Source organism: Hydrogenophaga defluvii (assembly GCF_042665235.1).
GTDB classification, from domain to species: domain Bacteria; phylum Pseudomonadota; class Gammaproteobacteria; order Burkholderiales; family Burkholderiaceae_C; genus Hydrogenophaga; species Hydrogenophaga defluvii_A.
Genome location: NZ_JBHTBZ010000024.1, coordinates 37434 through 50961 on the forward strand (window position 1 = coordinate 37434; position 13528 = coordinate 50961).

Below are 13528 nucleotides of genomic sequence, written 5' to 3' on the forward strand. Positions count from 1 at the left end.
CCTCAGCGCTTGGGCTCGTCCTCGTCTTCGGGCGGCAGCTCGCCATTCCTGCGGCCCGAGAACATGGTCCACCAGACGATGAACACAAAAATCAGCAAAGCCCCCAAGGCTTCGAGCAACAACAAGGTCATGACAGCGGGGCGTGCCTGGGCACAGATTCGGTGGGCGATGGTGGCGATTGTAGGAACGCTGGGCGCCTGCGCCACGCGCCTGCCACCAGAAGCCCCACGAGCGCCCAGCCCACCCATGGCCCCAGCGCCCGCGCCCAGCGCGCCGTTCGACGACGGCCCCTTGCCCGGCACCATCACCCGCGCCAAAAGCCAGTGGGTGCCGGTGCGCTGGAGCGAGCTGCCGGGCTGGGGAAGCGACGCCCTGCACGAAGCCTGGAACGCCTGGCTGCGCAGCTGCGAACGCCCCGCACCCACGGTGGGCGCGCTGTGTGCCGATGTGCGGCGCCTGTCGATTGCCACCCCCGAGGAACAGCGCGCTTTCATGGAAAGCCGGCTGCAGCCCTACCGCATCAGTGCCAGCGACGGCAACGCCAGCGGCCTGCTGACCGGCTACTACGAACCCACGCTCAAGGCCAGCCGCACGCCCAGCGCCGAATACGCGTGGCCACTGCACAAGCTGCCGGCCGGCGTGCGCAACGGCCAAGCCTGGTTCAGCCGCCAGGAGATGGACACCCAGCCCCAGGCCCAGGCCGCCCTGCGTGGGCAGGAAATCGCCTGGCTGGCCGACCCCATCGACATGATGTTGCTGCACATCCAGGGTTCGGGGCGGCTGCTGATCCAGCAGGACGGACGCACCGAGCGCACCGTGCGTGTGGCCTTTGCAGGCACCAACGGCCAGCCCTACCGCAGCATCAACACCTGGCTGCAACAGCAGGGTGCGCCCATCACACCCTGGCCCGACGCCACCAAGGCCTGGGTGCGTGCCAACCCGCAGCGCGTGAACGAGCTGCTGTGGAGCAACCCGCGCTATGTGTTCTTCCGTGAGGAAGCGCTGAGCGACCTCGATGCCCAGTTCGGCCCGCGTGGCGCACAAGGCGTGGCGCTCACCCCCGGGCGCTCCATCGCGGTGGACCCGGGTAGCGTGCCCTACGGCACGCCGGTCTGGATGAGCACGCAAGGGCCGGCAGCACGCTTCAACAAGCTGGTGCTGGCGCAAGACACCGGCAGCGCCATCGTGGGCGCGGTGCGCGCCGACTACTTCACCGGCTGGGGCGACGATGCGCTGGCGCAGGCGGCGGGTTTGAAACAGCCACTGCAGCTGTGGGCCTTGTGGCCGCGATAGGAGACACAAGATGCGCATCGGCGTGCTCACCGGCGGCGGCGACTGCCCCGGACTCAATGCGGTGATCCGGGCGGTCACCAAGTCGCTCATCCGGCAATGTGGGGCCGAAGTTGTCGGCATCGAAGACGGCTTTTCGGGTCTGATGGACGCCAACCCGCGCACCCGCGTGCTGGACTGGCGCAGCGTGAGCGGCATCGCGCACCGGGGCGGCACCATCCTGGGCACGAGCAACAAGGCCAACCCGCTGCGCAGCCCGGCCGACACCGAGCGCACGCTGGCCAACGCGCGGGCCCTGGCGCTGGAGGGGCTGGTGGTGATTGGCGGCGACGGCACCATGTCCATCGCGCACGGCCTGGCGGACCTGGGGCTGCGCAGCGTGGGTGTGCCCAAGACCATCGACAACGACATCGTGGGCTGCGAGCGCAGCTTCGGCTTCGACACCGCCGTGGCCACGGCCACCGATGGGCTCATGCGGATTGAGACCACGGCCATGAGCCACAGCCGGGTGATGATCGTGGAGACCATGGGTCGGCACGCCGGCTGGATCGCGCTCGAAGCCGGCCTGGCGGCGGCGGCCGACATCGTGCTGCTGCCCGAGATCGACTACACGGTCGAGGCCGTGGCCCGCGTCTGCCGGGAGCGCGAAGCCCACCAACGCTACACGGTGATCTGCATCGGTGAAGGCGCCAAGGCACGTGGAGCCGACCTGACGGTGCAGCACCGCGTGGAAGGCAGTTTTGACCCGGTGCGCCTGGGCGGGGTGGCCCATGTGTTGCGCGAGCAACTGCAACCCCTGCTCAAAAGCGAGGTGCGTGCCACCGTGCTGGGCCACGTGCAGCGCGGCGGCCAGCCCACCCCCTTTGACCGGGTGCTGGCCACGCGCTACGGCCACCACGCCGCGCAGCTGGTGGCCGCAGGCCGTTTTGGCGAGATGGTGACCTTGCAAGGTGGCGATCTGCGCAGCGTGCCCATGGCACGGGTGGCCAACCAGCAGCGCACCATCGCGCTGGACGATCCGCTGCTGGTCACGGCGCGGGAAATCGGGGTCTCGCTGGGCGAGCATTGACCTCCACGGAAATTCGCCTCAATCAAACCGCTTGACGCCGGTGACCATGGCGCGCACGAGGTTCACCCGCTCCATGCGGCCCATCATCACCGCCGCCGCCGCGTGCAGACCGGCCGCCAGCAGCAGGCCGTTGGCCAGCCACTCGTGCACTTCCTGCAGCCATTCTTCGCCCCAGAAAGCATCGGTGCCCTGCAGCCAACCGGTGACGCCCAGCGACAGCACCAGGGCCATCAAGGCCAGCATCATGAGTGCGCCCAGGGGGTTGTGGCCGAGGTGCTCGCCGGTTTGCCCCTGGCGCAAAGCCGCCAGGTGCCGCCGCACCCGGGTGGGCGTTGGAAAGAAGTCGGTGAAGCGCGCATGGCGCGTGCCCACAAACCCCCACAGGATGCGCGCCACCACCAGCCCGCTGGCGATGTAGCCCGCCCACTGGTGCGGTGCTTCACCCGCCTCCAGCACGAACTGGTTGAGCAGCACGCAGGCCACCAGGCTCCAGTGGAACAGGCGCACGAACGGGTCCCACACCGTCACGGCCCGGGGACGCTCCAGCGGCGTGGACATGCTCACTTCTGTTCAAGCACGGCGGCGGTGGCCGGGTCGAAGTAGATCTCGACCTTCTTGCCGGCTTTGTCGAAACCATAAATCTCGTAACACTGGCCCTTGCTGACCTTGAAGGTCTTGATCTGGTAGCCCTGCTGTTCCAGCTTGGCCTTGAAGTCACCTTCCTTCATCCACTGGGTCTGTGGCACGTTGCAAGCGGGGCCAGCCAAGGCGGCGGTGGAGGCCAAAGCGATGAAGGCGGAGGCGATCAGGGTACGTTGCATGAGAGGTCCTTTCGGTCAGTTGGCACGCCGGGTGGCTTGCTCAAAACCGATTGGACGAGGCGCGGCTTAAACGGGCCTGAAATGACGTTCAGGTCGATGGTTTCAGCTGTGCCATGGCCAGGCACAGGTCGGCCCAGGCCTTGCCCTTTTCGGCCGGGCTGCGCAGCAGGTAGGCGGGGTGGTAACTCACCACCACCGGCACCGGGCCTTGCGCGGTGGGCAGGCGGAACACCTGGCCACGCAGCTTGCCCAGGGGTTGACTGCGGGTCGCTTCGTCCACGCCGGCCAGCGCCAGCACGCTTTGCGCCGCAAAGCGCCCCACCGCCAGCACGATGCGTGGTTGCAGCAGCTCGATCTGGCGCTGCAGGAAAGGCGAACACTGCGCCACCTCCGCCGGTTCGGGGTTGCGGTTGTGCGGCGGGCGGCACTTGATGACGTTGGTGATGTAGACACGCTCGCCACGCGCCAGGCCCATGGCAAACAGCATCTTGTCGAGCAACTGGCCGGCCGCACCGACGAAGGGCTCGCCTTGGCGGTCTTCCTGTTCGCCCGGGGCTTCACCCACCACCAACCAGTCGGGGCGTTGGTGGTCGCCCACACCGGGCACCACGTTGCAGCGGCCTTGGCTCAAGGGGCAGGCGGTGCAGGCGCGCATGCTGTCTTGCAGCGCTGGCCAGTCCAGGTGCGACAGGCTGGAGGGCACCAAGGGCGCAGTGGGTTTGGGCGCCACGGGCGCCTGTGGGGGGCGAACCACTGGGGACGTGGGCGCTGCAACGGGTGCAGCAGCGGAGGGGCGCGGCGTGGGTGGCGCGATGGCGGGTACGGGGGCAGGCACGGGGGCGACGACGACCGATGCCTCAGGCTCGGGCCACCACAGGCGCACCCCCATCTCGGTCAGCATGGCACGCTGGCGTTCGTCGAGCTGGAGGCCTTGGGCCAGCACAGGCGGGGTCTCGCTCATGCGCTCACCTTGAGGTTGAGGCTCATCACGATGGCGTCTTCGCGCCGCGTGTTGTCCAGCGGGTAGTAGTCGCGGCGGCGGCCCACTTCGGCAAAGCCACGCTGCCGGTAGGCGGCCAACGCGGGGGCATTGCTGGGGCGCACCTCCAGCCACAACCACTGGGCCTGCTGGGTGCGCGCCCACAGCGCCAGGCCGTCAAGAAGCACGCGGCCCCAGCCCTGGCGCTGCAAGGCGGGCGCCACGGTGATGTTGAGCAGGTGCACCTCGTCCAGGATTTGCATGGCCACCAGGTAGCCGATCAACACACGCCCATCGGCCAGCGTGGGCAAGCCTACGTCGCCAGGCAGCGCTTCGCCCAGCAACACCTGGGTGTGATGGCCGGCGTTCATGGTGTCGCTGAAATGGCCCACGGTCCAGGGATGGCTGTAGGCGGTTTTTTCCACCTCCACCACCAAGGGCAAAACGTCGGCGCTCAGCGGCACCCAGTCGAAGCGGCGCGTCATGCGCCTCCCATGGCCTGGGCCAGCTTGATGGCCTCGCGCTCGGCCGTGGTCTGTGCCACCTTGTCGCGCACGTACAGGGGTTGGGCCTCAGCGGCGGTCACCGCCAGGCCACGGGCCAGTGCTTCGGGCGCCAGGCGCAACAAGGCCGTGGCGGTGGGCAGGGCCTGCACATGGGGCAAGGCCCGCAGCGCCGGGTCAAAACGTTCGCCGTACACCGCCGCCGCGTTGCCCGCCAGCACGGTGCCCGCCGTGGGCGGCACGGCCAGATGCAGGTCTTCGGGGCGGCACAGGCGCGGGGCATCGCACGCGGTCAGCACCTGCGCCTGCAGCCGGTAGGTGGCCACATAGACCTCGTCCATGCGGGCGTCGAGCACCGCAGCGATGGTGTGGGGCATGGCCTGCCCTGTGGCGGCCAGCGCGGCGCGGGCGGCTTCGGCCACGGCCCACAGGGTGTCCAGCGGCAACACGGGAACCCCCTCGGGGCGGGCGGCAAAGGCCAGGCCCTGGGCCACGGCGCACGCGGTGCGCACGCCAGTGAAGGCCCCCGGGCCGCGCCCGAACACGATGGCGTCCAGTTCGTCCAAGCGCCACCCCGCGTGGGCCAGCAAGGCCTGGATCTGGGGGATGAGTGTGGCCGAGGCTTGGGCCCCGCCAACACCGCTGTATTGGGCCAGTGGCGCGGCGTCAAGGCCGCCCGCGCCCACGGCCACCGACAAGCTGTCGGTGCTGGTGTCAAAAACAAGGAATCGGGAAACGCTGGCCATGGCCAATTGTGCTTCAGCCACGCGTGGCCCCGGCCAACGGCGTGGCCACCGCCCGCACGCCAAACACGATGCCCGCCGTGACCAGCAGCAGCCCCGCCAGCAGGTTCCAGTGCAGGGGCTCGCCCAGCAGCCACACGGCGCCCATGGCCGACAGCCCCGGTACCAGCGAGGTGATCATGGTGGAGCGCACCGGCCCGAAGTACCGCACCATCTGGGTGAAGGTGATACCGGAAATCACCACCGAGCCCACGCCCTGGAACAGGCCCTGGAACACCAACTCCTGCCAGGGCGCGTGCGCCAGGTGGCTGGTCACCACACCAGTGGCCGCCAACACCGCGTACGCCGGCACAAACGCCAGCAAAGCAAACACCGACACGGCCACCGTGGCCGGCACCGCCGCCAAGCCGTGGCGGCGCGCCACCACGGTGTAATTGGCCCAGCAGAACGCAGCGGCCATGAACATCAGGTCGCCCATCCACACCGTGCCGCCGCCAAAAGCCTGCAACAGGCTGGCACCACCCACCAGCAAGTCGCCACTGAGGATCAGCAACAGGCCAATGGCGCGCGTGGGCGTGATGCGGTCGCGCAGCACCCAGGCGGCCACCAGGGTGGTGAACAGCGGCAGCGTGCCGGGCATGAGCACCGAGGCGTGGGTGGCCGGCGCGAAATAGAAACCGCTGTACGCCAGGCACGAGTAGGCGATGCCGGCCAGCAGCCCGACCGTGACCGTGAGCCGCGCCGACAGCGGCGACAGTCCCAGCCACGAGGGCACGCGCCCGGCCGCCCGCCGCACCATCCACCACCCCACGGGCAGCAGCACCACGCCCGCGCCCACAAAACGCATGAAAGCGATGTCGAACGGGGTGAGGGAACGGTGGGCGCTGGCCCGGGCCACCACGATGAAGGCGGTCCACATCAGGACCGTGACCAGCGCGGCGCCCACGCCCAACACACGCGGGCTGGGCCGGCGAAAGGAAAACGTCATGGGCGGGATTATCCCGGTGGCGCTCGGATAATCGGGCCCATGGCAAGCTATTCCCCATTGTGTTGGCGACTCTCTGTGTGTGCACTGCTGGCGGGCGGTGCGCTCTTGGCCCAGGCACAACCCGTGCCCCTGGCGCCTGAAACCTTGCCGGCCACCGTCAACGCCGCTTTGGCCCAGGCCCGCGTGCCCGCCTCGGCGCTGGCCGTGCTGGTCATGGACGCCGGCGACAGCGGTCAGGTCTACGCCACCCACCGCGCGCAGGTGCCGGTCAACCCGGCCTCGGTGATGAAACTCGTCACCACCTACGCCGCGCTCGACCTGCTGGGCCCCGGCCACACCTGGACCACCCCGGTCTACACCGATGGGGTGTTGAAAGACGGCGTGCTGCAAGGCAACCTGTACCTGCAGGGCGGCGGTGACCCCAAGCTGGTGACCGAACGCCTGTGGCTGCTGATGCGGCGCATACAAGGGTTGGGCATTCGCCGCATCGCGGGCGACATCGTGCTGGACAAACGCGCCTTCCAGCTGCCCCCGGTGGACCCGGGCGCCTTCGACGGCGAACCGCTGCGCCCCTACAACGCCGCACCCGATGCGCTGCTGATCAACTTCAAGTCGGTGGTGATGACCTTCACACCCGACCCGTCCAACGGCGTGGCGCAGGTGGCGGTAGAGCCCCCGCTGGGCGGCGTGGCCCTGCCCACCAGCGTACCTTTGGCCGCGAATGGCGCGGGGTGTGGCGACTGGCGTGGCGGCCTCAAGGCCGACTTCTCAGACCCATTGCGCATCCGACTGGCCGGCGCCTACCCGGCCGCCTGCGGCGAACGCAGCTGGCCGGTGGCCTACGCCGCGCCCGAGCGTTTTGCCGAGCGCGCGGTGGCGGGCATGTGGTTGGCCGTGGGCGGCCAGCTCGATGGCCAGGTGCGCGAAGGCGCCGTGCCCGCTGGCCTGGCGCCCCGACTGAACTGGCCCTCCGTGCCGCTGCCCGAGGTGGTGCGCGACGTCAACAAGTTCAGCAACAACGTGATGGCCCAGCACCTGCTGCTGAGCCTGGCCCTCAACAACGCCAACAACGGCCCAGCCACCTTCGATGGCGCCCGCCAGCGTGTGGCCACCTGGTGGCGCGAACGTGTGGGCGCCGATGTGCCCGTGCCCGAGATCGACAACGGCGCGGGCCTCAGCCGCACGGCGCGCACCACGGCGCAGGCGCTGGGCCGTTTGCTGCGCACCGCCTATGCGACCGGGCACATGCCCGAACTGATGGCATCCCTGCCCCTGAGCGGGCACGACGGCACGCTGCGACGCAGCCAGAACGCGGTGGGCCTGGCCCACCTCAAAACCGGCAGCCTGAACGACGTGAGCGCACTGGCCGGTTATGTGCACGGCGCGCAAGGCAGGCGCCTGGTGTTTGTGGCCATCGTCAACCACCCCAACGCCCACGCGGCGCGGCCCGCGCTGCAGGCCCTGGTGGGGTGGGCGGCCGGGCAGCCCTGATCAGGTCGCCAGCAGTTTCTGCATGGTTTCGCGCAGGCCCGGCGCGAGTTCGGGGCGCAACATGGCCAGCTCCACCGTGGCCTCCAGAAAACCTTCCTTGCTGCCGCAGTCGTAGCGCTTGCCTTCGTAGCGGAAGGCGTAGACCTTCTGGCTGCGCATCAGGCCGGCAATGCCATCGGTGAGCTGGATCTCGCCGCCCACACCACGCGGCTGTTCGCGGATCTGCTGGAACACCTCGGGCGTGAGCACGTAGCGCCCGGCCACGCCCCAGCGCGACGGAGCGACTTCAGGCGCGGGTTTTTCAACGATCTCGCGCACGTCCATCAGGCGTTCGCCCAACATCTCGCCGGCCACGATGCCGTAGCGGCGGGTGTGTTCGGGCGGCACCTCCTGCACGGCCAGGATGGAGCGGCCCAATTGGCCAAACTGGCGCACCATCTGGGTCAGCACGGCGCCGTCGGCCGGTGTGCCCACCATCAGGTCGTCGGCCAGCAGCACGGCAAAGGGCTCACCGGCCACCAGCGGCTCCGCGCACAACACCGCGTGGCCCAGGCCCAGGGCCTTGGGTTGGCGGATGGCGATGCACACCATGTCGTCGGGTTTGACCGAGCGCACCTGCGCCAGCAGCGCCTCCTTGCCGGCGTCCTCCAGCTCACGCTCCAGCTCGTAGGCCATGTCGAAGTGGTCGTCGATGGCGCGCTTGTGGCGGCCCGTCACGAAGATCATCTCGCGGATGCCGGCGGCGTAGGCCTCTTCCACCGCGTACTGGATCAGCGGCTTGTCCACCACCGGCAGCATCTCTTTGGGCATGGCCTTGGTGGCAGGCAAAAAGCGGGTGCCCATGCCGGCCACAGGGAAAACAGCTTTGCGAACGGGGGTGGGGGTCATCTGGAGATTGCTTGTGAGCGAAAGGTGGAAAAGCATACAGGGAAGACACAACGGGGTCGCGGTCCGTTCGGACCACGGCCCCGTTGAGGATGTGGCTCAACGCAGCAACTGGCCCAGCAAGGCGCCCAGATCGGGACCTTGGCCCACGCCGCCCTGCGGCAATTGGCCGTCGGGTGTCATGCGGTCGATCAGACCCGGGAGCGCCTGCGCGAGCAGATCGCCGAGTTGCCCGCCATTCATGCCCAGTTGACCGCCGAGTTGCCCCAGCACATCGCTGCCCAAGGCCGATTCGAGCTGGTTGCCCGACACCGGCATGTTTTGCCCGCGCCCGATCCACGACTGCACGATGTCACCCAGACCGGCCTGGTTCAACTGCGCGACCAGACCACCCAGGCCACCGGCACCACCGCCCTTGCCGCTCAGCAGTTCCATGAGCACCGGCGCCAATGCCGCCAGTTGACCCATGTCCAGGCCGGCACCTGCCGCCGGGGTTTGAGCCGCATTGCCTTGTGCCGCAGCCGCCAGGCCGCCGAGCACCGATTTCAACAAGTCCATGGTGTTTCCCTGTGATGTTTGTAGGACATACAGCATAGCGACTCAGGCCGACGCCACGGCGGCCGGCAGCGTCAAGCGCACACGCAAACCGCCCAACGGGGCCTCATCCAGCGCCAGCGCACCACCGTATGCCGTGGCCAGCTCCTGCACGATATGCAGGCCCAGGCCGGAGCCGGGCACACTCTCGTCCAGACGCACGCCACGGGCCAGCACCGCATCGCGTCGCGCCGGCGCCACCCCGGGCCCATCGTCGTCCACCCGCAGGCACCAAGCCCCCGGCGCCGACACCACGCTAACCACCACCTCAGCGCGGGCCCATTTGCAGGCGTTTTCCAGCAGATTGCCCAACATTTCCTGCAGGTCGGGTTCGGCGCAGGCGCAACGGGCGGCGGGGTCGATGGCCTCAACGCGCACCCGCAGGCCACGATCGGCGTAGACCCGCTGCACCACCCGCAACAGCCCAGCCACCAGCGGCGCCAACGGCACCTGCTCGGCGCCGAACACCTTGTGGGCCGCGGCACGGGCGCGCGCCAGGTGCCAGTCCACCTGGCGGCGCGCGGCCTCGGTCTGCTCGCGCACCGCAGCGCCCAGCGGCGTGCCATCGCGCGACGCGGCCTGGGCCATCACCGCCAGCGGGGTCTTGACCGCATGCGCCAGGTTGCCCGCCTGCTGGCGGGCGCGTTCGACCATCTCATCGTTGCGCTCCAGCACGGCGTTGAAGCCCTGCACCAGGGGCAGCAGCTCGGTCGGTGTGTCGGCGGCAATGCGCGCGGCGCGCCCTTCGCGCAGCGCCAACACCGCTTGCTGCAAGGCGCGCAGCGGCGCCAGGCCCACCGTCACCTGCGCCCAGGCGGCCGCCACCAGCAAGGCCCACAACACAGCCAGCGACAAGCCCAGCACGTGGCCAAAACGCGTCACGGCCTGGGCCGAGGCGCTGCGGTCTGCCGCCACCAGCAGGCGCCACACCTGCTCTGGCTGTCCGGCCGGGTAGACCGCGCGCTCCAGCACGCGCAGCGCTGCGCCCTGCGGGCCGTCTATGTCGTGCCGGTGCACGCGACCATCGGGCAGCGCATCGGCGGTGTTGTCCAGGGTGGCGTCCCAGAGCGAACGCGACCGCAGCACGCCGCGCGTCTGCGCGCCGTCCACCTGCCAGTACAGGCCCGAATAGGGCCGGCGCCAGCGCGGGTCGGCCAGGACGGTGTCATCCAGCACCATCTGCCCTTGCGGGTTGAACTCCACCAGGGCGGTGAGTTGGTCGAGCTGATGGCGCAGGCCCTCGTCGAACTGGCGGTCGATCTCGGCCCGGAACAGGGCGGTGAGCGCCAGCCCCGCCAGCACCAGGGCCAGGGCCAGCGCCACGGCTGTGCCCGCCAGCAGGCGCCAGCGCAAGGACATGAGCAGCCGCCAGCGCGCCATGGCTATGCGCTTGGCGCCACCAGCCGGTAGCCCAGGCCGCGCACGGTTTCAATCAGCTCGGGCGGCAGCTTCTTGCGCAGGCGGCCCACAAACACCTCGATGGTGTTGGAGTCGCGGTCGAAATCCTGGGCGTAGATGTGTTCGGTGAGTTCGGCGCGCGACACCACCGCGCCCGGCCGGTGCATGAGGTAGGCCAGCACCTTGTACTCGTGGCTGGTGAGGTTGACCGGGTGGCCGCCCAGCGTGACGCGACCGCTGCGCGTGTCCAGCGCCAACGCACCACACACCAGCGTGGGCGAGGCCAAACCCTGCGCACGGCGGATCAGCGCACGCACACGGGCCAGCAACTCCTCGGTGTGAAAAGGTTTGGTCAGGTAATCGTCGGCACCGGCGTCGATGCCGGCCACCTTTTCGTGCCACTGGTCGCGTGCGGTGAGGATGAGCACGGGTGCGGCCATGCCTTCGCTGCGCCAGCGCTTGAGCACGCTCAGGCCGTCCATCTGCGGCAGGCCCAGGTCGAGCACCACCGCGTCAAAGGGCTGCGTGCCGCCCAGGGCCCAGGCATCGCGGCCGTTGTCCACCCAGTCCACCGCATAGCCGGCTTCACTCAGCGTTTGCTTGAGCGGCGTGGCCAGCGCGGCTTCGTCCTCGACCAGCAGCACCCGCATCAGCGCGCCTCCCGTTGCCGCGAACGCGCCTTGAGCACACGCGCATTGGCGGCGTCCACCTCCAGCTTGAGCAAGCCGCCGCTGGGCTGCAGCAGCTTGATCTCGTACGTCCAGCGACCAGCGTCGCGCTCCAGCTCCACCTCCAGCACCTGGCCGGGGTACTCAGCCGCCACGCGCTGCAGCACGGTGGTCAGGGGCAGGATTTCGCCGGCCTGCAGGGCCGCGCGGGCACGGTCGTGGTCGGCGTGGTCGCCAGCGGCGGCAGGCATCACCGCAAACAGGCAAACCCAAAGGGCAAGGGCAAACGTCGAGACAGCAAGGTGTTTCATGGCGCGTCGCGCGGGTCTACAGAGAGGAGAAGCGTGCATTGTTGCCCTGCAACGATGAACCGCACATGAACAGCGGCTTCAGGAAAGGTACAGGGAGCGGGTAGCAACATCGTGGCCATGACACATTCCATCGCTTCATTGTGCGCCGTCATCGCCGCCTGCGTGCTGGGCACCACCAGCCCGGCGCAAGCTGGCGACACCAGCCCCGCCCAGCAGCTCGAACGCTGGAGCGCCCAAGCCGGCACACCGGGCCAAGCCGCACGCGGCCAGCAGCTGTTCAACACCCGCCACGGGGGTGAGTGGTCGTGCAGCGGCTGCCACAACAGCCCACCCACCACGCGCGGCCAACACGCCAGCACCGGCAAGCCCATCGCACCTTTGGCGCCGGCCTTCAACCGCGAGGCCTTCACGGACACCGCCAAGGTGGACAAGTGGTTTCGCCGCAACTGCAAGGACGTGCTGAGCCGCGAATGCACCGCCGGCGAAAAGGCCGACGTGCTGGCCTACCTCTTGAGCCTGAAGCCATGAAACACACCCTTGCCCTTGCAGCCGCGCTGCTGGCCACCTTCAGCGCCCACGCCGACAGCGGCCGCGCCATGCCCGCCCAGGTGCCCAAGGCCTACTCCCAGGAATGTGCGGCCTGCCACGTGGCCTACCCGCCGGGCATGTTGCCCGCCGCTTCGTGGCGCCGCGTGATGACCGGTCTGGACAAGCACTACGGCACCGACGCCAGCCTGGACCCGGCCACTGTCACCCAACTGAGCACCTGGCTGCAAACCCACGCCGGCACCTACAAGCGTGTCAGCACCGAACCGCCGGAAGACCGCATCACCCGCTCCCCGTGGTTTGAACGCAAGCACCGCCAGGTGGACCCCGCCGTGTGGAAGCTGCCCAGCGTGAAAAGCCCCGCCCAGTGTGCTGCCTGCCACACGGGTGCCGAACAAGGCGACTTCGACGACGACCGGCTGCGTTTGCCCGCCGGTCTCAGCGCCCAACAACAGCGCGCCTGGCGCGACTGACCCTTTTTGCGAGCCCACACCATGCACACCACCACACACTCCGCCGCGCCCACACGCAGCACCCCCGTCGCCACACGCCGCGTGACCGACGCCCCCACCCGCATGTTCCACTGGCTGTTTGCCCTGTGCTTTGTGGGCGCCTACGCCACCGCCGACGGCGAACGCTGGCGCATGCTGCACGTGACCCTGGGCTACACCCTGGCCGGCCTGCTGGGCTTTCGGGTGCTGTACGGGCTGCTGGGGCCACAACACGCGCGGCTCTCGCTGCTGTGGCGCAAGGTGAATGGCCTGGCCAAGTGGCTGCGCTCGTTCAAGCCCGCCGCAGGCCAGGCGCCGCTGGCGGACGTCAACTGGCGGCAGGGGCACAACCTGGCCATGGCCGGCGCCGTGGTGCTGTTGATGGCCCTGGTGCTGCCACTCACCCTGAGCGGCTACGCCACCTACAACGAATGGGGCGGCGAGTGGCTGGAAGAAGTGCACGAGTTCGTGGGCGAGTTCTTCCTCTGGACCGTGCTGGCCCACCTGGCCCTGCTGCTGGGCCTGAGCCTGCTGCGCCGCAAGAACCAGGCGCTGCCCATGCTGACCGGCCGCATCGAAGGCAACGGCCCCGACTTCGCCAAACGCAACCACGTGTGGCTGGCGGGCCTGTTGTTGGTGGCGGTGCTGGGCTATTGGGCGTGGGAATGGCAACAGGCGCCCATCCGCCTCAGCGGGCCGGCCGCCAGCGGCTGGACCGACCGCCACCCTGGCCACGACGAGGACGACTGAG

General features: G+C 69.2%; 18 protein-coding genes. 6 read left to right on the plus strand and 12 right to left on the minus strand.

From position 1 onward, the window contains the following. Positions 1-2: 2 nt before the first annotated feature. Positions 3-131, minus strand: a complete 129-nt coding sequence (locus ACFQU0_RS10645) for a hypothetical protein (RefSeq protein ID WP_382200547.1) — start codon at positions 129-131, stop codon at positions 3-5. Between ACFQU0_RS10645 and mltA the strand changes: the two genes are divergently transcribed. Continuing rightward, entirely contained in the window at positions 79-1293 is a 1215-nt protein-coding gene (gene mltA, locus ACFQU0_RS10650; RefSeq protein WP_382200549.1) for a murein transglycosylase A, read from the plus strand. The genes ACFQU0_RS10645 and mltA overlap by 53 nt on opposite strands. 10 nt (positions 1294-1303) lie before the next feature. Further along, a complete protein-coding gene (locus tag ACFQU0_RS10655) occupies positions 1304-2359 on the plus strand; it encodes a 6-phosphofructokinase (RefSeq protein ID WP_382200551.1) in 1056 nt (351 codons plus the stop codon). A gap of 18 nt (positions 2360-2377) precedes the next feature. On the opposite strand, the gene ACFQU0_RS10660 is transcribed toward ACFQU0_RS10655, so the two are convergent. The 6 genes from ACFQU0_RS10660 to ACFQU0_RS10685 all read right to left on the minus strand — a co-directional run bounded on the left by ACFQU0_RS10660 (position 2378) and on the right by ACFQU0_RS10685 (position 6393). Further along, entirely contained in the window at positions 2378-2917 is a 540-nt protein-coding gene (locus ACFQU0_RS10660; RefSeq protein WP_382200553.1) for a cytochrome b/b6 domain-containing protein, read from the minus strand. 2 nt (positions 2918-2919) lie between these two features. Then, the gene (locus ACFQU0_RS10665; protein ID WP_382200555.1) at positions 2920-3180 is read right to left on the minus strand and encodes a PepSY domain-containing protein; all 261 of its coding nucleotides are present in this window, start codon (positions 3178-3180) and stop codon (positions 2920-2922) included. A gap of 88 nt (positions 3181-3268) precedes the next feature. Then, positions 3269-4141, minus strand: a complete 873-nt coding sequence (locus ACFQU0_RS10670) for a uracil-DNA glycosylase (RefSeq protein WP_382200557.1) — start codon at positions 4139-4141, stop codon at positions 3269-3271. Then, entirely contained in the window at positions 4138-4644 is a 507-nt protein-coding gene (rimI, locus tag ACFQU0_RS10675) for a ribosomal protein S18-alanine N-acetyltransferase (protein ID WP_382200559.1), read from the minus strand. The genes ACFQU0_RS10670 and rimI overlap by 4 nt, the downstream gene beginning before the upstream one ends. Further along, positions 4641-5408, minus strand: a complete 768-nt coding sequence (gene tsaB, locus ACFQU0_RS10680) for a tRNA (adenosine(37)-N6)-threonylcarbamoyltransferase complex dimerization subunit type 1 TsaB (RefSeq protein ID WP_382200561.1) — start codon at positions 5406-5408, stop codon at positions 4641-4643. The genes rimI and tsaB overlap by 4 nt, the downstream gene beginning before the upstream one ends. A gap of 13 nt (positions 5409-5421) precedes the next feature. After that, positions 5422-6393 carry a DMT family transporter gene (locus ACFQU0_RS10685; RefSeq protein ID WP_382200563.1) on the minus strand — a complete coding sequence of 324 codons (972 nt, stop codon included), beginning with the start codon at positions 6391-6393 and terminating at the stop codon, positions 5422-5424. A gap of 39 nt (positions 6394-6432) precedes the next feature. Between ACFQU0_RS10685 and dacB the strand changes: the two genes are divergently transcribed. Continuing rightward, positions 6433-7884, plus strand: coding sequence for a D-alanyl-D-alanine carboxypeptidase/D-alanyl-D-alanine endopeptidase (dacB, locus tag ACFQU0_RS10690; RefSeq protein WP_382200565.1), 1452 nt, complete (start codon positions 6433-6435; stop codon positions 7882-7884). Here the strand turns inward: dacB and galU are convergent, their stop codons facing one another. The 5 genes from galU to ACFQU0_RS10715 all read right to left on the minus strand — a co-directional run bounded on the left by galU (position 7885) and on the right by ACFQU0_RS10715 (position 11740). Then, positions 7885-8772 carry a UTP--glucose-1-phosphate uridylyltransferase GalU gene (gene galU, locus ACFQU0_RS10695; protein ID WP_382200567.1) on the minus strand — a complete coding sequence of 296 codons (888 nt, stop codon included), beginning with the start codon at positions 8770-8772 and terminating at the stop codon, positions 7885-7887. 96 nt (positions 8773-8868) lie between these two features. Continuing rightward, the gene (locus ACFQU0_RS10700) at positions 8869-9327 is read right to left on the minus strand and encodes a YidB family protein (RefSeq protein ID WP_382200569.1); all 459 of its coding nucleotides are present in this window, start codon (positions 9325-9327) and stop codon (positions 8869-8871) included. A gap of 42 nt (positions 9328-9369) precedes the next feature. Continuing rightward, entirely contained in the window at positions 9370-10722 is a 1353-nt protein-coding gene (locus ACFQU0_RS10705) for a sensor histidine kinase (RefSeq protein ID WP_382200571.1), read from the minus strand. A 23-nt stretch (positions 10723-10745) separates the two neighbouring features. Beyond that, the gene (locus tag ACFQU0_RS10710) at positions 10746-11411 is read right to left on the minus strand and encodes a response regulator transcription factor (protein ID WP_382200573.1); all 666 of its coding nucleotides are present in this window, start codon (positions 11409-11411) and stop codon (positions 10746-10748) included. Continuing rightward, entirely contained in the window at positions 11411-11740 is a 330-nt protein-coding gene (locus tag ACFQU0_RS10715) for a PepSY domain-containing protein (RefSeq protein ID WP_382200575.1), read from the minus strand. The genes ACFQU0_RS10710 and ACFQU0_RS10715 overlap by 1 nt, the downstream gene beginning before the upstream one ends. Before the next feature lie 117 nt (positions 11741-11857). Between ACFQU0_RS10715 and ACFQU0_RS10720 the strand changes: the two genes are divergently transcribed. Genes ACFQU0_RS10720 through ACFQU0_RS10730 form a run of 3 tightly spaced genes read left to right on the plus strand, consistent with a single transcriptional unit; the run spans position 11858 to position 13527 of the window. Further along, on the plus strand, positions 11858-12268 hold the full coding sequence (locus tag ACFQU0_RS10720) for a DUF1924 domain-containing protein (RefSeq protein ID WP_382200577.1): 411 nt from the start codon (positions 11858-11860) through the stop codon (positions 12266-12268). Then, positions 12265-12759, plus strand: coding sequence for a diheme cytochrome c (locus tag ACFQU0_RS10725; RefSeq protein ID WP_382200578.1), 495 nt, complete (start codon positions 12265-12267; stop codon positions 12757-12759). Before ACFQU0_RS10720 ends, ACFQU0_RS10725 begins: the two co-directional genes overlap by 4 nt. A 21-nt stretch (positions 12760-12780) precedes the next feature. Further along, on the plus strand, positions 12781-13527 hold the full coding sequence (locus ACFQU0_RS10730) for a cytochrome b/b6 domain-containing protein (protein WP_382200580.1): 747 nt from the start codon (positions 12781-12783) through the stop codon (positions 13525-13527). The last annotated feature ends 1 nt before the right edge of the window (position 13528 follow it).